The organism is Pseudooceanicola sediminis, assembly GCF_003575965.1.
GTDB lineage: Bacteria > Pseudomonadota > Alphaproteobacteria > Rhodobacterales > Rhodobacteraceae > Pseudooceanicola > Pseudooceanicola sediminis.
Genome location: NZ_QWJJ01000004.1, coordinates 102158 through 126325, shown reverse-complemented (window position 1 = coordinate 126325; position 24168 = coordinate 102158). Strand labels below are relative to the sequence as shown.

The window sequence follows — 24168 nt, the reverse complement described above, 5'->3', positions numbered from 1 at the left end:
TGGTGCTGCAATACATGGAATTTCATCACAAAATTGCGCTGACTGACGAGATGTCCGCGGCCTGTGATGCGTTGGTGGAGGGGCGCATGGTCGTGCTGGCGGGCACACGGGCCGGGCCGGTGGTGATGATGGCCGCCGGCGCGATCACGCCGCGCAGCGTGAACTTCATGGCCCGCGAGGCGCGCGGCCTGTTGGGCATGGCGCTGACACCACGCAAGGCGGCGATGCTCGGGCTGTCGTTGCAGCCCCGGCGCGGCGCGGCAGAGCGGCCGCTTTATACCGTGTCGATCGAGGCGCGCGAAGGCGTCGAGACGGGCATATCCTCGGCGGACCGGGCACGCACGATCCGGGCGGCGACCGAGTGTGAAACCGGCGACATGATTGTTACGCCGGGACATATCTTTCCCCAGATCAGCGAAGGCGACACGAGGGGGCAGGCCGACTGCGCGCTGGCCTTGCTGAGGGCCGCAGGGCTGCCCCCGGTTGCGGCGCTATGTTCGATGATCGGGGCCGAGGGCGCCACGCCGAGCGACACCGAGGCGCGGGCCTTTGCCGCCGCGCATGGGCTGGTCTGTGTTGATGCCATGACCATTGCGCCGCTGGTCTGAGACGGTAAAAAGCTGCCACGTTCCAATGGGTTGGCGGGCAAGGGGGCGCCCCCGATGCAGGAAGTTTCACAACGGGGGAAATTCCCGCTTGACGGCTGCGACCCCTCGCCATAGAACGCGCTCCACGGCAACTGCGCGGTTGTAGCTCAGTTGGTTAGAGTACCGGCCTGTCACGCCGGGGGTCGCGGGTTCGAGCCCCGTCAACCGCGCCATTGCCGTGATATGAAGCGCCCCTTCGGGGGCGCTTTTTTCATGTTCGACAGCCGGTTGCGGCACGCCGATGCGCAGCGGCAAGCCCCGTCGTAAGATCGCAAAAAGATCCCGCCTCGGGGGGCATTTTTGCATTGACGCCCCCGCCGCCCCGGTCTATTCCGCCCCTCACGCGCGGTTGTAGCTCAGTTGGTTAGAGTACCGGCCTGTCACGCCGGGGGTCGCGGGTTCGAGCCCCGTCAACCGCGCCACTTTCCCCCCAAGGTATCCGAGCTGTGACACGCCCCACCGGGGCGAGGATAGACCTTGGTTAATACGCGTTTTTGCGACGTCGGTATTGCCGCACGGCGCGTTGGCGCGAACAGGGGTCTTTTCACAGGTTAATTCAGGAAAACCGCGATTTGGCACGTCGGTGCCTGCGTCGGTATCCGGGCGGTATCTGAACGGTGGGCGTTTGCGCCGCGCGACAGGGTTAATGCAACGTACGCCGCGCCGCGGGATCGGTCCGGCACGGCATTTGCAGGTGTGGTCTGCCCCTCCTGTCTCGGCAATTGGTCTGGGCTGCGCAGCCGCTAGCGACCCACCTTGGCGGTGCCGTGGCGACCCTGTGCGGCGCGTGACCGCTCGATCATGTCGAGTTCGCGGGCGCGGGCCGTCGCCATCAGGTCGGGGATCAGGGCGGCCTCCGGCAAGTTCTTCCAGTATTTCATCGGCATCTCGCTGAGCATGGCGCGCGGGTTCAGGCGGGCAGGGTTGAAGATGGCGCTGTAATACGCCTTCCAGACCTCTTCCAGCGGATCACCGGGGGCGGCGTCGGCGGCGCTGGCGCCCGGGCCTTGGCGCAGGGTCGTCCCGTCCCAGTGAATAGCGGCATCCGGTGTCAGGATCGACCAGTGCATCGTCGCAAAGCGACCGACGAAAAACGCGGCATTGGTGCGGGTGATGTGGTGGTCGGGTTCGAACCAGGCGACGAAGCGCGACTGGCCCTCTGCCGCATCCCCGTCCTGGCCCGGCATCGTGATTTCGCGAAAGCGCACAAAGGCCCGCATCTTGTGCATGTCGCGGCGGACGGCCTGCGACAGCCCCTCGACCCGGCGACGCAGCGGGTCGGTGGCGTCCTGCATCAGCGCGGGCCGGTGCAGCACCCGCAGCAGCAGCGCGTAAAGCAGCGAGAATCGCTCAGGGTCGCGGTGCAGCACCACGCTGCGCGCCAGTTGGATGAAATCGCGCGGCACGTTCAGGCGGGCGGCGGAAGGCGAGATCGGAGCGACCGGGGCGCGGTGCGGCGTGGCGAACAGGTCGGCGGGCTGATCCCCGACCTGCCAGAGCACACGGTCGGCGGGCACGCCGGAGCCTGCCAGGGCGCGTGCCGCGTCGCGCCAGCCATCGAAATCGTCCGGGGCGTCGAGCCGGATGACATGGTGGGTCATACCGCAAACAGCTCCATCTGCTTTGGTTTCGGGGTGATCAGCGCCTTGAGGTCGGCGCTGTCGGTCAGCGCCAGGGGCCGCCAGTCTTCGCAGATAATGAAGGGGCGCAGTTTCTTGACCGAGGTCGTGGCGCGGGCCACGTCGGCCAGGCGCAGGCTGCGATAGCGGCGCGCCTTGAGCAGGCGATTCACGGCCGTCGGCCCCAGGCCGGGGATACGCAACAGCATCTCGCGCGGGGCGCGGTTCACGTCGACGGGAAACTGTCCACGGAATTTCAGCGCCCATGCCAGCTTCGGGTCGATGTCCAGCGGCAGCATTCCGGTGGCGGTATCGGCGACCGATGTGACCTCGGCCAGAGAGAAATCGTAGCAGCGGATCAGCCAGTCGGATTGATAGAGCCGGTGTTCGCGCTGCATCGGCGGGCGTTGCAGTGGCAGCACGGCGGAGGCATCGGGGATCGGGCTGAAGGCCGAGTAATAGACGCGCTTGAGCTTGAACCGCGTGTAGAGGCCCGAGGCGCGACGCACGATGTCGCGGTCATTGGCAGCGTCGGCCCCGATGATCATCTGCGTCGACTGGCCGGCGGGGGCATAACGGGGCGCGGATTTGTAGCGTTTGCGGGCATCCGCGCCGTCTTCGATCACGGTGGCCATGTCGGCCATCGCGCCTTCGATCTGGGTTTCGGATTTTTCCGGGGCAAGGCGTTCGAGGCCCTGCCGGGTGGGCAGTTCGACATTGATCGAGACGCGGTCGGCGTAGCGCCCGGCCTGCGCGATCAGTTCGGCGTCGGCATTGGGAATGGTCTTGAGGTGGATGTAGCCGCGAAAGTCGTGGTCTTCGCGCAGGGACCGCGCGACCTCGACGATCTGTTCCATGGTGTAGTTGGCGCTGGCGATGATGCCGGAGGACAGGAACAGCCCTTCGATGTAGTTGCGGCGATAGAAGTTGAGGGTGAGGTCGACGACCTCGGGCGCGGTAAAGCGGGCGCGGCGCACGTTGGAGCTGCGGCGGTTGATGCAGTAGTGGCAATCGAAGATGCAGCTGTTGGTCAGCAGGATCTTGAGCAGGCTGATGCAGCGCCCGTCGGGGGCATAGGCGTGACAGATCCCACCGCCGCCGGTGATCGACCCGATGCCGGTGCCATCGCGCGAGTCGCGCTTTTTCGCCCCCGAGGAGGCGCAGGACGCATCGTATTTCGCCGCATCCGCGAGGATGGTGAGTTTCTGGCTGATGTCGAGCTGTGCCACGCGATGATCCCTCTCTTTAGCCCGGTCCCGGTTTTCACTGGTCCCGGTTTTCACTGGTGCCGGTTTTCACTGGTGCCAGTTTTCACTGGTGCCGGTGCGCCCGTGTGCATCCCGGCGCCTTTGCAAAGCCTGCAAGGGCCATTTGCAAAGCGACGAGTAACGCGGCTGGAACAAAGATAGAACATGTATGAGCGAGCGCAAGGGGGCGGCGGCGGATGCGCCGAACCTGGCCGCGGTGCGACAGGGTTGGGGCGGGCGCCAGACGGGGCGCCCGAGGCATTTGGGGGACAGGCCAGGGGGCGGGCGAGCGGCCAGTGTGGGGCCGGACCTGGTGAGGGGACAGGCCCCGGCCCAGCCCCGGGCCTTTAGGTCAGGCGGGGCGGGTCATGGACGGCTTTGGTGTTGGGCCGGGAGCGGATTGGGGCCGGGATCAGATTGGGGCCGGGATCAGATTGGGGCCGGGGGCAGCTCAGGGCGCAGATCAGGGCAGGGCTGGGTTCAGGGCAGAGTAGGGATTAGGGCAGGGCCTGGCGCACGAGGCGGGCGATTTCGGCGGCCAGTTCGGCGGCGAAATCTTCGGTGATGGCGGCAATATGCGGGGTGAGGATGGCGTTTGGCAGCGTGGCAAAACGTGCATCGGGGGTCGGTTCTGATTGAAACACGTCCAACGCCGCCCCGGCGATCGTGCCATCGGAAAGGGCGCTGATCAGCGCGTCTTCGTCGATCACCGATCCGCGCGAGATATTGACGACAAATCCGCGTGGCCCGAGGGCGCGCAGGATGGCAGCGTCGATCAGGCCAGTGGTCGCCGCCCCGCCCGGCACGGCCAGGACCAGGAAATCGGCGCGTCGGGCCAGCGCGGCAAGGTCGGGTTCATGTGCCCAGGGGGCATCGGGGCGGGCGGCTCGGGTATGATAGAGCACGCTGAGCCCGGCCCCGGAGAGGCGCTGAGCGATCAGCCAGCCGATGCGCCCCAGCCCGACGACGCCGACGGTCTTGCCTGCCACGCGGGTGCGGTGGCCAAAATGCGCGTTGGTCCATTGCCCCGACCGGACATGGGCGTCGGCGCGCGGGATGTCGCGGGCCAGCGCATAGAGCAGCGCGATGGCCATGTCGGCGGTGTCGGAGGAGACGAGCGCGCCGGTATCGCACAGCTCGATCCCGCGGCGTGCCAGGCCGGCATGGTCGAAACGGTCGCGTCCCGCCCCGGCCGACACGATGCGCCGCAGGTTGGGCAGCAGGTCGAGCAGGTCCGCCGCTGCCCCGTTGACGGCCGAGGTTACGGCACAGGTGACGGCGGCGCGGCGGTCGGGGGACAAGCTGGCGAGCCGGTCGTGCGGGATCGGCGTGCCCAGCGGGCGCAGCTGGTCATGAACCGATGCCATCATGTAGCCAAGCAGGGGAATGTCGGGACGGGGCGCGACGGCGCGGTCCGGGCCGGGGTCGCCGTCGTGGTGAAGGCCGGCGGCCTGATCGGGATCATGGGGCGAGGACGCGGTTGCAGCAGCGGCACGGAGGGCGGTTTGATCAGTCATTTTCAGGGCGGGTCTTTTCGGAATCGATGAAAAGCTGACGGGTGGTTTCCCAGGCGCGCCAGACCAGTTGTTCGGTGATGTCGCGGGCGGCGTCGGGGCGACCGGCGCGGATTTCGGCCACCATCCCGGCGTTGCTGGCGATCATCGAGGACAGCATTTCGGGCATCTGGCGATAGGCGCGATAGCGATAGCGCAGCGCCGAGACATCGAGCTGGCGCAGCAGGCGCACCAGCACGGAATTGCCGCACATGTCGTGCGACAGCATGGTCATGCGCACGTTCGCCTCGAACCCGGCGAGGGGGTCGCCGCGATCATGGGCGGCGCGCATCGCGTCCAGCTCGACCTCGAGCGCTGTGGCGACGCGGGCGTGGTCGGGCAGGGCCGCGAGAAGGCCCGAGCAGGCCGCTTCGAGCGGGGCGCGGCAGAGGGTGATCTCGTCCAGGGTCTGGACCGACATTTCCGTCACGCGGGTGCCGATGCGGGGGCGGCGTTCGACCAGGCCTCGGTTTTCGAGGATCTGGAACGCTTCGCGCAGGGGCGAGCGGGACACGCCGAACTGTGCGCAGATTTCGACCTCGCCCAGCTTTTCGCCGGGGCGATAGGCTTCGCGCACGATGGCGGCCTGCATACGGTCGGCCACTTCGAGCCCGATGGGGCGCAGGTTCAACTGGGAATCAAGCTGGGCCATGGCGTCAGTCACGCCGCCCGAACAGCAGATCGGCGGCAACCACCAGAACAAGGGTCATCAGGATGGAGACGGTGGACACGGCGGCGGCCTCGGGGGTGAAATTGAAACGCAGGTAGTCGAACAGCTGGATTGGCAGGGGGGCTGATCCGGTGCCCTTGAGAATGAAGGAAATTCCGAAAGTGTCAAAGCTGATGATGAACGCGAAGACCGCCCCCGTCGAAAGCCCCGGCGCGATCAGCGGCAGGGTCACGCGGCGGAAGGCGGTATAGCGCGAGGCGCCGAGGGTCCGCGCGGCCAGCTCGATGGAGTCGTCGCGCCCCTGAAGCGAGGTGTTCACGTTGAGGAAGATGAACGGCAGGGTCATCAGGACGTGACCGGTGAACAGGGCGATCTTGTGTTCGGTGCCGACGCCGATTTCGTAAAAGAAGAACAGCAGGGCGATGGCGGTCAGGATTTCCGGCAGGATCAGCGGCAGCAGGACGCCGATGCGCACGGCCTCGGCGTGCTTGCCGGCGTGGCGGGTGAAGTAGAGCGAGGCCATGGTGCCCAGCACCAGCGAAACGGCGGTGGCGCAGGCGGCGAGGGTTGCGGAATAGGCGATGGCGTTGAGGAAGATGTCGTTGTTCAGGAAGGTCCAGAACCAGCGCAGGCTGAGGCCCTGTGGCGGAAACGTCAGGAAGTTGCCCGCGTTGAGCGAGGCGAGGACCACGACGAGGATGGGCGCCAGCAGGAAGACGTAGACCAGCGTGCGGAAGACGGCGAGCAGGGGGGTGGCGATACGCATCTCTCAGGTCCACTTCATGCGGGTCAGGCGGGCGAAGATCAGCACGACGAGTCCGGCGCTGACGGCCAGGATCAGCGCCATGGCCGAGCCGAACGGCCATTGGTACTGGTCGATCAGGGCGTCGATGACCAGCAGGGTCGTGGTCTTGACGCGCATCCCGCCGACAAGCGACGGCGTGACATAGGAGGAGATCGCCAGCACGAAGACAAGGATGCAGCCCGCCTGCACGCCCGGCATGGAAACCGGAAAGGTCACGCGGCGGAAGATGGTGAAGCGGCGCGCGCCCAGGGACCGCGCGGCCTGTGCAATGGCGGGGTCGATGGACTGGAGCGAGGACAGCAGCGGCAGCACCATGAACGGCAGGAACACATGCGCCAGGGCGAGGACAACGCCGAAGTTGTTGTACATGAGTGGCAGTGGCCGGTCGATCAGGCCGAGGTTGCGCAGGGTGGCATTGATGACGCCGGAGTTGCCCAGCAGGATGGTCCAGCCGTAGCTGCGCACCACGATGCCGACCAGAAGCGGCGAAAGCACGATGCCATAGAGCAGGCCACGCCATTTTCGCGACGCGGTCGCGATGTGCAGGGCGATGGGATAGCCCAGGATCAGGCAGACCAGTGTCGTCGCCATCCCGAGCGCAAGGGACGAGGGCAGCGACAGCGCGTAGTAGGGCTGGCTGAAGAACTGTTGGTAGCCCTCAACGCTGAAGCCCTGGCCATAGGGCTGACCGTCGGCGGTGGCCCGAAAGCTCATGATCAGGACGGTGACGTAGGGCAGGATCACGAAGACGAAGATCAGCGCCGCAACGGGGGCGATGAGAAGAGAGGCGCGGAACCGTTTCATTGGGCGCGCTCCGGTGCGGGATCGGGCAGGGGCCAGAGGCGGGCCGGGTCGAAGGACAGCCCGACGGTGTCGCCTTCGGAGACGTGCTGCGTGGTGGGGCCGGTGACGAAGAGGGCGCCGCACTCGGTGGCGACGGTGTATTCGACGTGACCGCCGCTGAAATAGCGCTTTTCGATGCGGCCGGGCAGCTGGCCGAGGCCGGGGCCGGTCAGGGTGATCTGTTCCGGGCGGGCCATCACGCGCAGACGATCCGGTGCCCCGGCGCGTGCCGGTGCCGCGCAGGGCGCGATGTGCAGGGGGGTGCCGCCCGGCAGGGTGACGGTGGTGCCCTGCGCATCTGCCCCGGCGACGGGCAGGTCGAGGATATTGGCATTGCCGACAAAGCGCGCGACACGTTCGGAGGCGGGGCGGTTGTAGACGTCTTCGGGGGCGGCGGCCTGCGCGATTTCACCGTCGAACATGACGACGACGCGGTCGGACATGGTCATCGCCTCGTTCTGGTCGTGGGTGACGTAGATCGTCGTGATGCCGACGCGTTTTTGCAGGTCGCGGATAAAGCCGCGCATTTCGTCGCGCAGCTTTGCGTCGAGGTTGGCGAGGGGTTCATCAAGCAACAGGATCGCGGGTTCGATGACAAGGGCGCGGGCCAGGGCGACGCGTTGCTGCTGTCCGCCCGACAGCGCCTTTGGATAGCGGTCGGCATAGGGGGTGAGCTGGACCATCTCCATCGCGCTGGCGACGCGGCGGGCGATGTCGGCCTTGGGGACACGGCGCATCTCGAGCCCGAAGGCGAGGTTCTGCGTCACGGTCATGTGGGGAAACAGCGCGTAGGATTGAAACACCATGCCGATGTCGCGATCCTCGGGCAGTTTGCGCGAGATATCCTTGTTGTCGAAGCATATGCGGCCGTCGGTGATATCTTCGAACCCGGCGATACATTTCAGGGTGGTGGACTTGCCGCAGCCGGAGGGGCCGAGCAGCGACACGAATTCTCCGTGCGTGACGTCGAGCGAGATCGCCTTGAGGGCCGCGGTCTTGCCGTAGAGTTTCTGGAGAGAGCGGAGGGAGACTTCGGTCATGGGGTGGGGGCCGTTCTTGGATGAAAAGCCCGCCCCAGTGAAAGGCAGGCCGAACCTGGAAAAAAATCCCGTCCTGCGCGCGGCAGGACGGGAAGTCGGGGAGGTAACGGGGGTTACGCGCCGAAGATCTCGTTCCAGCGACGTGCGATTTCTTCGGCGTTGTCGTTCATCAGGTCCCAGTCCCATGCGATGAACTGATCCATCGCGGCACCGGAGACGGGAACGTCACGCGCCAGTTCCTCGGGGACGGTCACGGTCTTGTTGACGGGCGAGACGAAGAATTCGCGCATCAGCAGATCCTGACCGACCGGTCCGAGGACGAAGTTGAGGTATTGGTAGGCGGCATCGCGCGCCGGGGTGTTCTTGCAGATGTTGAAGGTCTGGTCCCACATCATCAGCCCCTCGGCGGGGATGGTGCAATCGACGGGCAGGCCCTGGTTGCGCAGCCGGGCGATTTCACCGAAGTCGAAGGGCGCGATGGCGATTTCGCCGGTGGCCATCGCCGTGCTCATGTTGAAGTCGGTCTGGTAGACGGGGCCGAGTTCCTTGAGCATTTCGAACCCGGTGTCGAGATCGTCCATGCCCTTGCCGTACATCATCGAGGTCAGCATCAGGAACATCTTACCGGCGGAGTTCTTGATGTTGTAGAGACCGATGCGGCCCTTGAACTCGGGGTTTTCCCAGAGATCCTTCCAGGAGGTCGGCGGGGTCGAGACCATGTCGGTGCGATAGCCCAGCCCGATGGGAGAGATCAGGCCAACAGCCGCCCAGCCATCCGACGCAGTGGTCGCGACCGGGTAGAGATCGGCATAGTTCGGCAGCTTGGAGAGATCGAGTTCCTCGAAATACCCCTCGGAGCGCAGGACGGTGGCGTAGATCTCGTTCGTCATCAGGCAGCTGTAGGGCGGGTTGTCGACACCGGCGGCGCGCAGGTTGGTCATGTAGGTGCGCCCCAACCCGATATCGAGCGTCGGGTCGATGCCGGTGTCGGCGGTAAAGCCGGGAATCAGCGTGTCGCGCCAGAATTTTTCCCAACTGCCGCCATAGGTCGTGATGACGAGGTTTTCGGCCTGCGCATAGACGGCAGGCACGTTGAGGATGGACGCGCCGCCCAGGGCGACAAGCGCCTTGAGCATGTGGCGACGGTTGAGGTCGTTCATGTATCTGGTTTCCCTGCTGTTTGGTGCCGTGTTGGTGCCTGACAGGCCCTCAGGACGTTTTTTTGCGGTAGTCGTAGTTCTTGTTGAGCCGTTCCAGCAGATAGTCACCGTAAAGAACCGGTTTCATCTGCGGTTTTTCGCCCGCATCGAGCATGGCAGGCGGGCATTCCACCAGCGCGCGCATCGAGGGATCATAGAAGAAGGGCTGCGAATAGCGGTCGCGTCGGCTGAGGTTCTTGACCCGGTGGGGCGTGGAGACAAAGCGCCCGTTCGACCATTTCGCCAGAATGTCACCGACGTTCATCACGAAGGTGTTTTCGATCGGCGGCGCGGGAATCCATTCTCCCCGCTTGTTGCGCACCTCTAGCCCGCCGACGTTGTCCTGCTTGAGCAGGGTCACGAAACCATAGTCGGTATGGGGGGCAGAGCCGAACAGCTCTTCCTCGTCCTTCTGTTCGGGATAGTGCAGCAGGCGCAGGAACAGGGTCGGGTCCTGGAAATGCTGTTCGAACCAGTCGCGGGGCAGGCCAAGCGCCTCGGCCAGGCCGCCGGCGATGCGTTCACCCAGCTTGGTCATTTCCGCCATGTAGGCCAGTGCGGTTTCGCGGACCTGCGGCAGGCTTTCTGGAAACTGGTTCGGGCCTTGCAGCGGTTCGCCGGCATGGGGGGCCCCCTCGGGGACCTCGTGCATGACCATCAGGCTTTCGGACTGGTTCGGCTTGGTCACCTTGGCCACCGACGACGTGACGATCGTCGACGTCGACATCGGCATGTAGCCACGGTGGAAGTCGTTGATCTTGAGCTTTTCCTTTTCAACGTCGGGCAGGGCATGAACGGCCATGTTCATCTGCCGCATGCGTTCCACCAGATCCTCGGGGACGCCATGATTGGACAGGTAGGCAAAGCCCGAAGTCTCAAGCGCCGCCTTCAATGCGGCGACGGAAGCCGCTCTTGCCGTGTCCGATGCCTCATTTGCGAGCCCGGAAAGGTCCACGATCGGAATGTTGTCGAATTCACCTTTCACACTGCACCTCTTGTTTGCATATTGTATACAGAACCGATCAAGTGCCGTGAGGGAAGTGTTGTTTTCCGCCTGGCCGGAAAAAAATCTGTTCCCCACAGCGTGACGCACAAAATTGAAGCGCAGACTCATCATTCGGGGCTGCACCACAGGAAAAGGAAGCATCGAATGCCGCGAACCCCAGTCATCATAGATACAGACCCTGGCCAGGATGACGCATTCGCGATTCTGCTGGCACTGGGCGCGCCCGAGCTGGAGGTGCTGGGTCTGACCACGGTTGCGGGCAACATGGGGCTGGCGCAGACCACCGACAACGCGCGCCGTATCGTCGAGCTGGCCGGGCATGGCGATCTGGCCGTGCACGCCGGTGCGCCGCGGCCGCTGCTGCGCGCGCCGCGCCCGGTGCCCGAGATCCACGGCGACACCGGCATTGATGGCTGGGATTGGGCCCCGGCGCGACAGGGGCCTGCCGAGGGTCATGCGGTGGATTTCCTGGTGCGGACCGTCATGGGCCACCCCGAGCCTGTGACGCTGATCGTGCTTGGCCCGCAGACAAACATCGCGATGGCGCTGCGGCGGGCCCCGGAGATGGTCGATAATATCGCGCGGATCGTCTTTATGGGCGGGGGCTATTTCGAGGGCGGCAACATGACCCCCGCCGCCGAGTACAATATATTGGTCGATCCCGAGGCGGCGCGGATCGTGCTGGGGGCAGGGGTGCCGGTGACGGCGGTGCCGCTGGATTGCACCCATGCGGCATGTGCGCCGGTGAACTGGTCCGCGACCCTTGCGGCGCATGGCGGCGAGGTGATGCTGGCCTGTGCGGGGATGATGGAATTCTTTGAACGCTACGGAAATGCCAAGTACGGCACAGCGTCGCGCCCACTGCATGATGCGGTGGCCGTGGCCGCGCTGATCTGGCCCGAGCTGTTCGAGGGGCGGCTGTGCCCGGTCGATGTGGAATGCGCGGGCGAGTTGACCACGGGCATGACGGTGGTGGACTGGCTGCGCCAGACGGGCAAGCCGGACAACTGCCTGTGGCTGAACGGCTGCACCGATCCGGCCGAGCTGTACCGCCGGATCGAGACCGCGCTGCTGCGCCTGCGCGCGCCGCACTGAGGGGCGTCGCGGCGGTTTCGCTGCGCCAGGCCTTTGACGAATCAGGATCGGTTTTCGCGGTAGCGTTGGTTTCGCTCTGCGTACGCTGCGCGGCGGCGTTCGAGGAGCGAAACAGAACGCACGTCATGCGGGTGTTCATGCGCATGCGCGATCGGCATAACACTCCGGCGTTGTCGTTCCTGATTTCATTTTTCCATAGTTAAATCAATTTGTTGAGGTTCCCTTTCAGCAAAAATTCTCCACCACGACATCAGGTCAATTGACACGGCGCCACGCGCTGTTTCATTATCGTATAGCGTGTTTTGAGGAGTGAAACACGGCCATCTGACCAAGGGAGGGGAGGCCCTGAGATGAAACATTTTTTCCTGAGTACGGCTTTGACGACGGCAATTGCCTTTGCGCTGCCACTGGCGGCGACGGCGCAGGAGGTGACGATCAAGATGGGGCACGCGGCCTCGTCCAAGCACATCTTTCAGACCGGGCTTGAGATGTTCGCGGCCAAGGTGGCGGAAAAGACCAACGGCAATGTCGCGGTCGAAGTTTACGGCGACCGGCAGCTGGGCGACGACAAGCAACTGCTGGAAGGTCTTCAGATCGGGCTGATCAATGGGGCGCTGGTGTCGGCCCCGACCTTGCCACTGGTGTTGGGGGCGTCGGGGTTCGATGCGTTGCAGATGCCCTTTGTCGTGTCGAGCTATGGTCAGTTGTCCGAGGTTCTGACCTCGGATCTGGGGGATGAACTGCTGGCGACACTGGACGACAAGTCGATCAAGGGTGTCGGGTTCGTAGAGGCCGGTCAGCGGCATTTCCTGTCCGCCGGCGATCCGGTGACGGAAACCGCCAAGTTCGCCGGGCTGAAGACCCGCATCGTGCCGATCCCGCTGCACAAGGCGATCTGGGAGGCGATTGGCGTCAACCCTGTCGGTATGGCCTATGGCGAGGTCTATTCGGCGCTGGAAACCGGCACGATCGACGCGGTCGAGATCAACCTGTCCTCGATCCAGTCCGAAAGCCTGTATGACGCCGCCGATCAGGTGACGCTGACGGGCCAGTATTTCTGGCCGGGCGTGATCATGTTGTCCGGGGCGACCTGGGACAGTCTGAGCGATGCCGACAAGGCCGCCGTGGCCGAAGCGGGGCGCGAGACAACGACCGAAGCCTATGCGCTGGCCGCCGAGCAGGAGGCCGACACGATAGCCTTTCTCAAGGATCAGGGCGTCACCATCAACGAACTGTCTGACCTGGATGTGATGCAGGCCAGGACGGCCTCGGTCGTTGACGACTGGGTGGAGAAGGACCCGATGGTCGCGCGCTTTGTCGATGCCTTTCGGGCGGGGAACTGAGGGATGGGCACGCCGAACGTCTACCGCTGGGAAAGCCTGCCGCGCGAGGAGGTCCGCGAGGGCGTGTCGCGCACCGCGTTTCGCGGCGAGGGGGCGCTGATGGTGATGAACTGGTTGCAGCCGGGAATGGAGAAGAAACCCCATTCGCACCCGTTCGAGCAGCTGGCCTATATCCTGTCGGGTCGGGTCCGTTTCGAAATCGGTGACGATGTCGTCGAGGTCGGCGCGGGCGAGGTGGTGCGCATTCCCCCCGACGTGGTGCATTGCGGTGAGGTCGTGGGCGATGAGACCGCGATCAATCTGGATGTCTTTGCGCCAACGCGCGACGACTATCTGCACCTGACCGCCTACCAGGAGCCCGACTTTCAGAACGGCTGAGGCAGGCTGAGCGACCGGCGGCGCGACGCTGTCGCCGGTCCCCCCCCGAAATACCACGTCAGTGATCCAGTGACCGCGCCCCTTGGGCCGGTCGCCGCAAACACTGTTGCCCGCAGCCCGCACCGGGGCGTGGGCGCGACAGGAGACATCGAATGAGTGCGATGACATTTTCCTCTCTCCAACGGCCATTTCGCAGGGCGCTGCGGGGTCTGCTGGTCACCATCGTCGGGGCCTTGCTGGTGATCATGATCGTGCAGATCGTGTTGCGCTACGGGTTCAGCGCATCCCTGCTCTGGGCCGAGGAAGTCTGCCGTTACCTGCTGATCTGGCTGGCCTTTCTGGCCGTTCCGCTGGCGTTTGAGCGGGGCGAGGTGGCGTCGCTGACGTTTCTGTCGGTGCGCATGGCGCGGGTGCCCGCGCTGGTTCTGGCGAGTGTGACGGCGCTGCTGTCGCTGATCCTGTGCCTGCTGCTGGTCTATTATGGATGGCGGTTTGCCGACATGGCGGGGCGCGCGACGATCCCGGCGATCCGGTTCATCCTCGAGGATCTTTTCGGCGCCAATGCGCCCGAGGCGCCGGGCACCTTCTGGGTCTACGTGGCGCTGCCGGTCGGAATGGGCCTGCTGGCGCTGCGCCTGATCGGGGATCTGGTGCTGTGCCTGCGTGCGATTTCCAGCGGCGACACGCTGGGCGACATCCTGATGCGCACTGAAACGGAGCTGGCGGAATGACCCTCTATCTCGTGGCCTTCGTGGTCTTCATGATCGTCGGTGTGCCGATTGCCTTTTCCCTCGGGCTGGCCTCGGTCGCCTATCTGCTGATCAACGATCAGTGGCAGCTGATGATCGGCTTTCCGCAAAAGATGATCGCCGGGATCGACAGTTTCGTATTGCTGACCATCCCGTTCTTCATCCTGGCGGGCAACCTGATGAATTCGGCCAACCTGACGCGCCAGATCGTGCGGTTCGCGCAGATGCTGGTGGGCCGGGTCAAGGGCGGGCTGGCGGTGGTCAATGTCGTCTCGTCCATGATGTTTTCCGGGGTGTCGGGCGCGGCCACGGCCGAAGCCTCGGCCATCGGGTCGGTGATGATCCCGGCGATGGCCAAGGATGGATACCGTCCCGAGTACGCCGCCGCCCTGACCGCCACGGGGTCGATCCTGGGGCCGCTGGTGCCGCCGTCGCTGTCGCTGATCCTGTATGGCGTGCTGACCGGCACCTCGATTTCCGATCTGTTCCTTGCGGGGATCGTACCGGCCTTTCTGCTGTGTGGTCTGCTGATCCTGTATGCGCTGTGGCGCGCGCGGGTCGAGGACCACCCGATCCCAGCACCGATTCCGAAGAATGAGCGGGTCGGGCTGGCGGTCAAGGCGCTGCCTGCCTTGTTCCTGCCGGTGATCATCGTCGGCGGCATCCGGTCGGGCGTGTTCACCCCGACCGAGGCGGCGGCGGTGGCGGCACTGTATGCGCTGCTGATCGGGGGGGTGCTGTATCGCACGCTGTCGGGGTCGAAGATCGCGCAGGCCTTTTATGACACGGCGACGATGACGGCAGGCGTGATGCTGATCGTCGCCATGGCCTCGATGACCGCATTCATTCTGGGGATCGAGAATATCCCGCGGGCCATCGCGTTGGGGATGCGCAGCATCAGCGAACAACCCTGGATCCTGATCCTGCTGCTGAACATGGTTCTGCTGGTTCTGGGGCTGTTCCTGGAGCCGCTGGCGGCGCTGGTGCTGGCGATGCCGATCCTGAACGAGGTGTTTCCGCTGCTGGAGATCAACGCGGTGCAGTTCGGCGTGATGGTCGTGCTTAACCTGATGATCGGGATGATCACGCCGCCGGTGGGGCTGTGCCTGTTCATCGTCGCGGCCATCGGCAAGCAGCCGCTGGAAAAGGTCGCCCGTGCCATTCTGCCGATGATCGGCATCTGCCTGATCGTGCTGGGTCTGATCGCCTTCGTGCCGTTTCTGACCCTGTCCCTGCCTGCATTTTTCGGAGGTTAACCATGACTGACATGACCAACTCCAACACCACCAACCAATCGACGGTCGCGGCGTTTTCGATACTGGAGGAGATGGCGGCCCATTCCCAGCCCAGCCGGGTGACGGATCTGGCGGTGACGCTGGGGATGCCGCGGGCGCGGGTCTATCGCTATCTTCAGACGCTGGTCAGCCTTGGATACGTGCGCCAGGACCCGGTGACCGAACGCTATCGGCTGACGCTGAAGCTGTTTCACATCGGTCAGGCGATCGCGGACGGCACGCAGCTGACCTCGGTCGCGCGGCCCGTGATGGCGGCGCTGCGCGACCGGATCAGCCAGACCGTGACGCTGTCGCTGCCCGAGGAGGCGGGGATGCGGGTGATCGACATCGTGCGGGTCGAAACGCCGGTGCAGATCGTGACGCGGCCCGGTGCGCTGTTGCCCTTGCAGACATCCGCGCAGGGCAAGGTGGCGCTGGCCTGGGGCAGCTACGGCGCGCAGGCGGACCCGGGCGAGGATGCGTCGGGCAAGCGCTATGACCCGGCGCGCCTGGCCGAGGAAATCGCCGCGGCCCGCCGTCTCGGCTGGGCGGTGGCGCCCGAGGAAACGCTGCGCGGGGTGAATGCCGTCGCCGCGCCGATCTTCGACATCGAGGGCCGGTTCATCGCGACGATCACCATCGTCGGATCGGTCCAGGACATCAAACCCGAACCGGCGGAGGCCTTTGTGGTCGCCGCCACTGGCGCGGCCCGCGAAATCTCGGCCGAGCTTGGCTGCATGGAGTACCCGATATGACCCGATATTCACTTGCCATCGACATTGGCGGCACCTTTACCGACGCTGTCCTGCTGGCCTCGGATGGCACCAGCTATGTCGACAAGACGCTGACAACGCACAACGATCTGCTGGAGGGGTTCTTTCGCGGCGTCGATCTGGTCAGCGCACGCGCCGGTATCCGCGCACAGGACATCGACGACGTGGTCGTGCATGCGACGACGGTCGTGACCAACGCCCTGATCGAGCGGAAGGGCCCGCCCGTCGCGTTGCTGCTGACCGAGGGGTTCCGCGATATCCTGTATATCCGCGAAGAGCACCGCTATGACATGTACGACCCGCAGATCGAATTCGCCGAACCGCTGATCCCGGCCGAGCGGACCTTTACCCTGAAGGAACGCACCTACGCAGATGGCAGCGTCGGTCTGCCTGTGTCGGGCGACGAGGTGCGCGCGGTGATCGCGCAGTGCCGTGAAAAGGGGATCGTCTCGGTCGCGGTGTGTTTTCTGAATTCCTATCGCAACGGCGCGAATGAACAGGAGGTCGCCCGCATCTTTGCCGAGGAAGCGCCGGAGATCTATGTCTCACTCTCAAGCGTCATCGCGCCGCAGATGCGGGAATACCTGCGCGCCTCGACCGTGGCGATCAACGCCTATACCGTGCCGATCACGCGGCCCTACCTGACGGCGCTGATTGCCGAACTGAAGGCGCGCGGATTTCGCCAGCAACCCCTGATCATGCTGTCGAACGGCGGTGTCATCGGGGCCGAGCGCGCCAGCACCATGCCCGTGCGCATGATCGAGAGCGGCCCGGCGGCGGGCGCGCTGGTGGCGTGTTATTTCAGCCGGATTTTCGACATTCCCGATCTGATTTCTTTCGATATGGGCGGCACCACCGCCAAGGCCTGCATGGTGCAGAACCATGAACCGCTGGTGACGGGCACCTTCGAGGTCGACCGCCGGTATCGCTTCAAGCCGGGGTCGGGGATGCCGATCACCGTGCCGTCGATCGACATGATCGAGATCGGCGCCGGCGGTGGTTCGATCGCGTCGGTCGACGATCTGGGGCTGCTGAAGATCGGGCCGGAATCCGCGGGCTCCATGCCGGGGCCGGTGTGTTACGGGCGCGGCGGCACCGACCCTTGTGTCACCGACGCCGACCTGGTGCTGGGCATTCTGGATGCCGACCGGTTCCTGGGCGGCGATATGGATCTGGATCTGACGGGCGCGCAGTCGGCCTTTGATACCCTGGGCAAGGCGTTGAATTTGCCACGGAATCAGGCAGCCTGGGGCGTTTTTGAGGTGGTCTGCGAACAGATGGCGGCCGCGACGCGCACCCATGCGACAGAGCGCGGTATCGATTATCGCGGCTTGCCCCTGCTGGCCTTTGGTGGTGCCGGGCCGGTGCACGCGTGCATGGTCGCGGAGCTGACGGAGAGCACCAAGGTGATCTATCCGCCGCTGGCGTCTGTCCTGTCGGCCTTTGGCACGCTGGTGACGCCGGTGCAGATCGACCTGGTGCGCAGCCATGTCACCACGCTGGACGCGCTGGAGTGGTGCGCGGTCGACGAGGTGCTGGGGGCGATGGTGAGCGAAGGGGCCACGGCCCTGGGCGAGGCCGGCATTCGCGAGGCGGAGTTCACCTTCTCCTTCGCGGCGGAAATGCGCTATCTCGGGCAGCAATCCGAGGTGCGGATCGAGCTGGATTTCGACCCGCGCAAGACGCGCAGCACAGGCGACATCCTGGCGCTGTTCGAGGAAGAATATCACCGCCAGTATGGTCTCAAGCTGGACGGCATGAAGGTGGAGATCGTCAACTGGCTGGTGACGGCTGCGGGGCGCCAGCCCGAGCGGGCGGCGGTCCGGGCGCCCGACGGTTCCGCGCGCAGGTCCGAAACCCGGCCCGTGCAGATCCGTGGCACGGCGCAGGATGTGCCGGTCTGGCAGCGCGCCAGCATCACCGACACCGACCGCATCGCGGGCCCGGTGATCATCGAAGAACGCGAAACCACGATTTTTGTCCTGTCAGGCTGGGAGGTTAGCCGCCACGAAAGCGGCAGCCTGGTTGCCGAAAAATTCGCGGGAAAAGTCGCAGCTGAAAAGGAAGCAAACTAATGGACGGCGTCGAACTGCAAATCCTCTGGAGCAACCTGATCGGGATCGTCAGCGAACAGGCGCGCGCCCTGCAACGCATCGCCTTCAGCCCCATCGTGCGCGAGGCGGGCGACCTGGCCAACGGTCTGTTCGATGAACAGGCGCGCATGGTGGCGCAGGCGGTGACGGGCACGCCGGGTCACATCAACTCGCTTGCCGCGGCGGCGCGCAACCTGCTGGACAATTGCGATGCCGACAGCCTGCAACCGGGCGACGTGCTGATCACCAACGATCCCTGGATGTCGGCGGGGCACTTTTTCGACATCACCATCCTGTCCCCGATCTTTCGCGGTGAGCGGATCATCGGCTATGCCGGATCGACCATTCACCACTCCGACATCGGGGGCTACGGCATCGGGTCGGGCGCGCGCGACATCCACGAGGAGGGTCTGTGGATCCCGACGATGAAGCTGTACGAGGCGGGCAAGCCGAACGAGACGCTGTTCCAGATCATCCGCCGCAACGTGCGCACGCCGGACGCGCTGATGGGCGATCTGGGGGCGCAGGTGTCATCGGGCATCATCGCGTCGGACCGCCTGAACGCGCTGTGCGACCGCTATGGGCTGGACGATATTTCCGAGCTTTCACAAGAGATTATCACCCGATCCGAGACCGCGACGCGCGATGCCATTCGCAAGCTGCCGGGCGGCACCTATCACGGCGCGTCGCGCTTTGACGTGCCCGGCGGGCAGGTGATCGACCTGAAAACCGCCGTCACTGTCGACGCCGAAAAGGGCGAGATCGTGATTGATTTCGAAGGCTCCTCGCCGCCGTCGTCCATGGGGATCAACGTGGTTCCGGCCTATACCCATGCCTATGCGACCTTCGCCGTGCGCTCGTCTCTGAACCCGGATCTGCCGAACAACGCAGGCTCGCTCGCGCCGATCCGGCTGAAGCTGCCGGACGAATGCGTGGTCAATGCCAAGTATCCGTCACCGGTGAATGCGCGTCACGTGGTGGGCATGTACGTGCCGTTCCCGATCCTGAAGGCACTGGCGCAGGTCATTCCCGACCGTGTCGTGGCCGAAGGGTCGGGCGCGGTCTGGACCATCCAGATTTCGGGCAAGGACCGGGCCGGGGTGCCTTTCACCTCGTCCATGTTCAACTACTCGGGCGGGATGGGCGCGCGGGCGACCAAGCCGGGCATTTCGGCGGTGTGCTATCCCACTGGCGTGTCTGCGGTGCCGGTCGAAGTGCTGGAGGCGACCTATCCAATTGCCTTTACTTGCAAGGAGTTGGAGCATGGCACGGGCGGCGCGGGCAAGTATCCGGGCGGGGACGGGCAGCGCATCGGATATCACATGCGCACCGGGCGGACGTGGTTGCTGAACACCATTCCGTCGCGGCTGGTGTCGGGGCCCGAGGGTCTGCTGGGGGGCGGTGATGGCGCTGCGGGCGTGTTCCAGATCAACGGCGAAGCCATCGCGGACACCCGCAAGCGCGAGATGCAGCCGGACGACGAGGTTTTCATGATCACGCCGGGCGGCGGCGGCTACGGGGCGGTGTGATGGCCTATCGCGCGACCTTTGCGGCGCGGTTGCGGGGGCGGCAGGGTCTGGCGGGGACGTTCGTCAAGTCTGCCGATCCGGCAATGATCGAAGTGCTGGGGCATTCGGGGTTGGATTTCGCCATCCTGGATGCCGAGCACGGGGCCTTTGACCGGGGCACGATTGCGGCGATGATGATCGCCGCGCGGGCCGCGCAATTGCCGCTGCTGGTACGGGTGCCGGAGCTGGCGGGCCACTGGATCGCGACGGCGCTGGACGCGGGTGCGGCGGGCATCGTGGCACCCCAGGTGCCCGATGCAGAAGCGGCGGAAAACCTAGCGAAGAGAATGCGTTACGGACCGGGTGGGCGGGGATTCACCCCCTCGGCCGCCGGGGCGGACTATGGCAGCCGGGGGATCGCCGGGCACCTGTCGCGCGCGGGAGAGGAGACGGTTCTGATTTGCCAGATCGAGGACGAGGGGGCCGCTGCACGCGCTGCCGAGATTGCCTCTGTGCCGGGTGTCGATGGCCTGCTGGTGGGGCCGGTCGACCTGGCGGTGTCGCTGGGGCTGACGACCCCGGATGCCCCCGAGGTAGAGCGGCTGTCGCGCGATGTCATGACGGCGGCACAGGGCGCGCAAAAGGCGGCGGGGCTGTTTCTGGGCCAGCCGGGACGCGGTGCCGAATGGGCGGCGCAGGGCGCGACGTTGTTCGTGCTGGGCACCGATCAGGGCTATGTGCTGCAGGGCGCGAAACGGGCGCTGGCCGAGATGCGGGGCGCGGCCTGATGCGCCCCGCGCCGGCAAAGAGGTTAACAGGAAGTGAGGCCGTCAGTGGGCGCGTCGGTGGGTGCGTCGGTGAGCCTGCATGGTTTACGCGCTGTTTTCCGAGATTAATTGAGAAAAGGCGCGATTTGGCACGTCGGTGCCTGCGTCGGTATCCGGGCGGTATCTGAACGGTGCAACTGCGCGGGCTGCGCCCGGATTAACGCAGCGTGCGCCGCTTTGGGCGCACGATCGGCACGGGGTTTCAGGCGCGCGAGTCTTGGGCGCGCAGTCGGCGCGTCCTTGTGTGATCGCGCAACCGGTCCTCGCATTTGGCCCTCGCATTTGGCCCTCGCACTTGGTCCTCGCAACCCGCACTCGCATCCGGGTCTCGAAATCGGCGCGGCGTGTCAGCGCAGGTTGTCGATGATGCAATCGAGTGATTTGAGCAGCGCCGCCCGGCTGTCTGCATCCAGACCGGCGGTGGCGCGGTCTTCGCTTTGCTGGGCCAGCAGGCGCAATTCCTCGGTCACGGCCTCTCCCTGCGCGGTCAGCCAGACCCCCTTTGCGCGGCGGTCCGAGGCAGAGGCGCGCCGTTCCAGCAGGCCATCGGTTTCCAGACGGTCCAGTATGGCCACGAGGCTGGAGCGTTGCAGGGCCACGGCCTCGGCCAGGCGGCTTTGCGGCTGGCCCGGCGTGGCGCGAATGATGGCCAGCAGACCAAGATAGCGCGGCGCGGCACCATAGCCTGTCACGCGCTCTTCGAACGCGCGATAGGCCAGGATCTGGGCCAGGCGCAACTTGAACCCGATATCGTCACGCAGGCTGTCCGGAATCAACCCGTCGGGGTTGGCCCCGGCTGCACTCTTCTGGCGATCGCTCATGTATTCCTCTTGACAGACTCGCCCGCTCCAAACATGTTCGGCATCGAACAGTTCGGATGGAACCTATTCGCTTTCGTTCAATGTGGCCGAGGGAGACGCTTTGCACAAGAGCGCGGCTGCACGAAGGCGATCATTCGGACCACAGGAGGGGGGAATTCCACGGTGACACAGGTGGCAGAGGCACGGGGTGCTTACTGGATTGCGGGCGCGGGCGACGTGCCGCTGCTGGAGCTGACGATCGCCGAGATGCTGGAGCGCCAGGCCGCCGAGCACGGGGCGCGTCCGGCGATCGTGGTGGAGGACGCGGCGCGCGGCCGGGTCGACCGGCTGAGCTATGGCGAGCTGAAGGCGGCGTCGGATGCGCTGGCACGCGGCCTGATGGGTTGGGGCGTGCGGCCGGGCAGCCATGTCGCGGTGATGGCGCCGAACTGTGTCGAGTGGGTGCTGCTGGAATATGCGCTGGCCAGCATCGGGGCGGTGCTGGTCACGGTGAACCCCAGCCTGCAGGAAGACGAGATCGGCTATATCCTGGGCCAGGGCAAGATCAGCCACCTGATGTTTGCCGCCGGTTATCGCCGGTATGATATTGCCGCCGCGCTGGTGCGGCTGATGCCGGACCTTGCGGATGTTCGGGGCGGCGTGCGGTCTGGCGAGGTCCTGCCCGCGTTGACGCATCTGGCGCTGATCGGGGCGGGGGATGCCCGGTTCGCGGCGTCATTCGATGACGTCGTGGCATTGGGGGCGGGACAGGATCTGGCGGCGCGGCGGGCCGGGGTGCGCCCCGGCGACGTGGTGCAGATCCAGTATACCTCGGGGACGACGGGGCGGCCCAAGGGGGCGATGCTGACGCACCGCTCGACCCTGAACAACGCCTGGCTGATGGGCCGGCGCGCCGGGTTTCGCGCCGATGACGTGATGCTGTCGGCCATGCCGCTGTTCCATACGGCGGGGTGTGTTTGCAACCTGATGGGGATGCTGGTGGTGGGGGGCTGTCTTGTCACCATGGATGCGTTCGAGCCGGAGCGGATGCTGGCGCTGTGGCAGGCCCATGCGGCGACGGTGATCAACGGCGTGCCGACGATGTATGCGCGCATGTTGGATCATCCGCGCTTTGGCGACTTCGAGACAGGTTCGCTGCGGCTGGCCAATACCGGGGGCACCTCGATCCCGCCCAGCCTGATGCGGCGGTTGCGCGATCTGACCGGGGCCGAGCCGATGATCGTCATGGGGATGACCGAGTGCAGCCCCGTGATCACCCAGACCGATCCGGCGGATGATTTCGAGACGCGGATCACCACGGCGGGGCGGGCGCTGCCGCATACCGAAATCCGCATCGTCGACCCGGAGAGCCGGGCGCTCTGTGCCTTTGGCGAGGCGGGAGAGCTGTGCATTCGCGGCTACCTGGTGACGGTGGGGTATTTCGACATGCCCGACAAGACGGCGGAGGCGCTGGACGCGGATGGGTGGTTGCTGTCGGGCGATCTGGCGGTGCTGGAGGAGACGGGCCATCTGCGCATTGTCGGGCGGTTGAAGGACATGCTGATCCGGGGGGGCGAAAACGTCTATCCCGTTGAAATAGAGGATTGTCTGCTGGGCCATCCCGATATCGCGCAGGCGCAGGTTGTCGGTGTGCCCGACGCCGATCTGGGCGAGGAAATCTATGCCTTCGTGCTGCTGCGAGAGGGGGCCGCGTTGCAGCCCGAAGCGGTGCGCGATTACGTACGGACCCGTCTGGCGCGTCACAAGCTGCCCCGCCATGTCGAGGTCGTCGACAGCTTTCCGATGACCGCGAATGGCAAGATCCGCAAGGTCGCGCTGCGCGACGCCGCTGCCGCACGGGTGGCTGAAATGAGGGAGGGGAGCCGCGCATGACCTTGCCGCTGCTGTACGAAAAACATGGCGAGATCGCCGTGATCACGATCAACCGCCCCGAGGCGCGCAATGCGATTTCACCGGAGGTCGCGTGCCGGTTGGCCGATGCCTTTACCGATTTTGCCGGTGATCCCGGCCTGCGCGTGGCGATCCTGACCGGGGCGGGAGACCGGGCGTTCTGTTCCGGCGGGGACCTGGCGCTGACGCTGCCGCTGATGACGGGGGCGCGCGCGCCGGAAACCGAGTGGGACCATCGCCTGCTGCGCGAACCCGAGGTGATGTCGCGGTCTGCCCTGCGCGACTGGGAGCTGAACAAGCCGATCATCGCCGCGATCAACGGCGCCTGCATGGCTGGCGGGCTGGAGACGGTGCTGGCGACCGACATTCGCATTGCCGCCGAACAGGCGACATTCGCCTTGCCAGAGGTCAAGCGCGGGTTGATCCCCTTTGCCGGGTCCATCGTGCGGCTGCCGCGCCAGATCACCTATTGCATGGCGATGGAGATGCTGCTGGTGGGCGACGCGATGGACGCCGAGACGGCGCGCGAGGCTGGATTGGTCAACCGCGTGGTGCCTGCCGAGGCGCTGATGGAGACGGCCTGGACGCTGGCGCGCAAGATTGCCGCCAACGGGCCGTTCGCGGTGCAACAGGTGAAGCAGACGGTGCTGGCGTCGTCGGGGCGCACGCTGGTCGAGGGCTATGCGCTGGAGGATGCCGCGAAAGAGGCGGTGATGGCGACCGAGGATGCCCGCGAGGGGCCGCGCGCCTTCATGGAAAAGCGCCCGGCGCGGTTTCGGGGGCACTGA

General features: G+C 65.5%; 22 protein-coding genes and 2 tRNA genes. 14 read left to right on the top strand and 10 right to left on the bottom strand.

Translation table 11 applies throughout. The features are described 5' to 3' along the window. Positions 1-14: 14 nt before the first annotated feature. From DL237_RS05750 to DL237_RS05740, 3 genes are all read left to right on the top strand, one after another. The gene (locus DL237_RS05750; RefSeq protein WP_158585590.1) at positions 15-608 is read left to right on the top strand and encodes a 3,4-dihydroxy-2-butanone-4-phosphate synthase; all 594 of its coding nucleotides are present in this window, start codon (positions 15-17) and stop codon (positions 606-608) included. A gap of 135 nt (positions 609-743) precedes the next feature. Beyond that, positions 744-820 (top strand) — tRNA-Asp (locus DL237_RS05745). 172 nt (positions 821-992) lie between these two features. After that, positions 993-1069: transfer RNA gene (locus DL237_RS05740), tRNA-Asp, on the top strand. A 321-nt stretch (positions 1070-1390) separates the two neighbouring features. On the opposite strand, the gene DL237_RS05735 is transcribed toward DL237_RS05740, so the two are convergent. The 9 genes from DL237_RS05735 to DL237_RS05695 all read right to left on the bottom strand — a co-directional run bounded on the left by DL237_RS05735 (position 1391) and on the right by DL237_RS05695 (position 10608). Next, a complete protein-coding gene (locus DL237_RS05735; RefSeq protein WP_119398085.1) occupies positions 1391-2248 on the bottom strand; it encodes a TIGR03915 family putative DNA repair protein in 858 nt (285 codons plus the stop codon). Then, on the bottom strand, positions 2245-3495 hold the full coding sequence (locus tag DL237_RS05730) for a putative DNA modification/repair radical SAM protein (protein ID WP_119398084.1): 1251 nt from the start codon (positions 3493-3495) through the stop codon (positions 2245-2247). The genes DL237_RS05735 and DL237_RS05730 overlap by 4 nt, the downstream gene beginning before the upstream one ends. A gap of 515 nt (positions 3496-4010) precedes the next feature. Then, a complete protein-coding gene (locus DL237_RS05725) occupies positions 4011-5030 on the bottom strand; it encodes an NAD(P)-dependent oxidoreductase (RefSeq protein WP_119398083.1) in 1020 nt (339 codons plus the stop codon). Then, positions 5023-5718, bottom strand: coding sequence for a GntR family transcriptional regulator (locus DL237_RS05720; protein WP_119398082.1), 696 nt, complete (start codon positions 5716-5718; stop codon positions 5023-5025). The genes DL237_RS05725 and DL237_RS05720 overlap by 8 nt, the downstream gene beginning before the upstream one ends. A 4-nt stretch (positions 5719-5722) precedes the next feature. Continuing rightward, entirely contained in the window at positions 5723-6502 is a 780-nt protein-coding gene (locus DL237_RS05715; protein ID WP_199671987.1) for an ABC transporter permease, read from the bottom strand. Positions 6503-6505: 3 nt separating this feature from the next. Continuing rightward, positions 6506-7345: an ABC transporter permease gene (locus DL237_RS05710; protein WP_119398081.1), complete on the bottom strand. Its 840-nt coding sequence runs from the start codon at positions 7343-7345 to the stop codon at positions 6506-6508. Continuing rightward, entirely contained in the window at positions 7342-8424 is a 1083-nt protein-coding gene (locus DL237_RS05705; protein ID WP_119398080.1) for an ABC transporter ATP-binding protein, read from the bottom strand. The genes DL237_RS05710 and DL237_RS05705 overlap by 4 nt, the downstream gene beginning before the upstream one ends. A gap of 113 nt (positions 8425-8537) precedes the next feature. Then, on the bottom strand, positions 8538-9584 hold the full coding sequence (locus DL237_RS05700) for an ABC transporter substrate-binding protein (RefSeq protein ID WP_119398079.1): 1047 nt from the start codon (positions 9582-9584) through the stop codon (positions 8538-8540). Positions 9585-9633: 49 nt separating this feature from the next. Further along, positions 9634-10608 carry an isopenicillin N synthase family dioxygenase gene (locus tag DL237_RS05695; RefSeq protein ID WP_233544882.1) on the bottom strand — a complete coding sequence of 325 codons (975 nt, stop codon included), beginning with the start codon at positions 10606-10608 and terminating at the stop codon, positions 9634-9636. A gap of 165 nt (positions 10609-10773) precedes the next feature. On the opposite strand from DL237_RS05695, the gene DL237_RS05690 reads away from it, so the two are divergent. The 9 genes from DL237_RS05690 (at position 10774) to DL237_RS05650 (ending at position 20630) form a co-directional block, all read left to right on the top strand. Beyond that, entirely contained in the window at positions 10774-11724 is a 951-nt protein-coding gene (locus DL237_RS05690; RefSeq protein WP_119398078.1) for a nucleoside hydrolase, read from the top strand. Between the two features lie 350 nt (positions 11725-12074). Beyond that, positions 12075-13067: a TRAP transporter substrate-binding protein gene (locus DL237_RS05685; protein ID WP_119398077.1), complete on the top strand. Its 993-nt coding sequence runs from the start codon at positions 12075-12077 to the stop codon at positions 13065-13067. 3 nt (positions 13068-13070) lie between these two features. Continuing rightward, a complete protein-coding gene (locus DL237_RS05680; RefSeq protein ID WP_119398076.1) occupies positions 13071-13445 on the top strand; it encodes a cupin domain-containing protein in 375 nt (124 codons plus the stop codon). Between the two features lie 152 nt (positions 13446-13597). Next, positions 13598-14176: a TRAP transporter small permease gene (locus DL237_RS05675; protein WP_119398075.1), complete on the top strand. Its 579-nt coding sequence runs from the start codon at positions 13598-13600 to the stop codon at positions 14174-14176. Continuing rightward, entirely contained in the window at positions 14173-15450 is a 1278-nt protein-coding gene (locus tag DL237_RS05670; RefSeq protein WP_119398074.1) for a TRAP transporter large permease, read from the top strand. The genes DL237_RS05675 and DL237_RS05670 overlap by 4 nt, the downstream gene beginning before the upstream one ends. A 2-nt stretch (positions 15451-15452) precedes the next feature. After that, on the top strand, positions 15453-16223 hold the full coding sequence (locus DL237_RS05665; RefSeq protein WP_119398073.1) for an IclR family transcriptional regulator: 771 nt from the start codon (positions 15453-15455) through the stop codon (positions 16221-16223). Next, positions 16220-18316, top strand: coding sequence for a hydantoinase/oxoprolinase family protein (locus DL237_RS05660; protein ID WP_119398072.1), 2097 nt, complete (start codon positions 16220-16222; stop codon positions 18314-18316). Before DL237_RS05665 ends, DL237_RS05660 begins: the two co-directional genes overlap by 4 nt. Next, positions 18316-19863 (top strand): hydantoinase B/oxoprolinase family protein, encoded by a 1548-nt coding sequence (locus DL237_RS05655; protein ID WP_119398071.1) that lies wholly within the window; start codon positions 18316-18318, stop codon positions 19861-19863. Before DL237_RS05660 ends, DL237_RS05655 begins: the two co-directional genes overlap by 1 nt. After that, the gene (locus tag DL237_RS05650; protein WP_119398070.1) at positions 19863-20630 is read left to right on the top strand and encodes an HpcH/HpaI aldolase family protein; all 768 of its coding nucleotides are present in this window, start codon (positions 19863-19865) and stop codon (positions 20628-20630) included. Before DL237_RS05655 ends, DL237_RS05650 begins: the two co-directional genes overlap by 1 nt. A gap of 386 nt (positions 20631-21016) precedes the next feature. On the opposite strand, the gene DL237_RS05645 is transcribed toward DL237_RS05650, so the two are convergent. After that, the gene (locus DL237_RS05645) at positions 21017-21490 is read right to left on the bottom strand and encodes a MarR family winged helix-turn-helix transcriptional regulator (protein WP_119398069.1); all 474 of its coding nucleotides are present in this window, start codon (positions 21488-21490) and stop codon (positions 21017-21019) included. 162 nt (positions 21491-21652) lie between these two features. Here DL237_RS05645 and DL237_RS05640 point away from each other — a divergent pair, with 162 nt between their 5' ends. Further along, positions 21653-23362 carry an AMP-binding protein gene (locus DL237_RS05640; RefSeq protein ID WP_233544881.1) on the top strand — a complete coding sequence of 570 codons (1710 nt, stop codon included), beginning with the start codon at positions 21653-21655 and terminating at the stop codon, positions 23360-23362. Further along, positions 23359-24168, top strand: a complete 810-nt coding sequence (locus tag DL237_RS05635; RefSeq protein WP_119398068.1) for an enoyl-CoA hydratase/isomerase family protein — start codon at positions 23359-23361, stop codon at positions 24166-24168. The genes DL237_RS05640 and DL237_RS05635 overlap by 4 nt, the downstream gene beginning before the upstream one ends.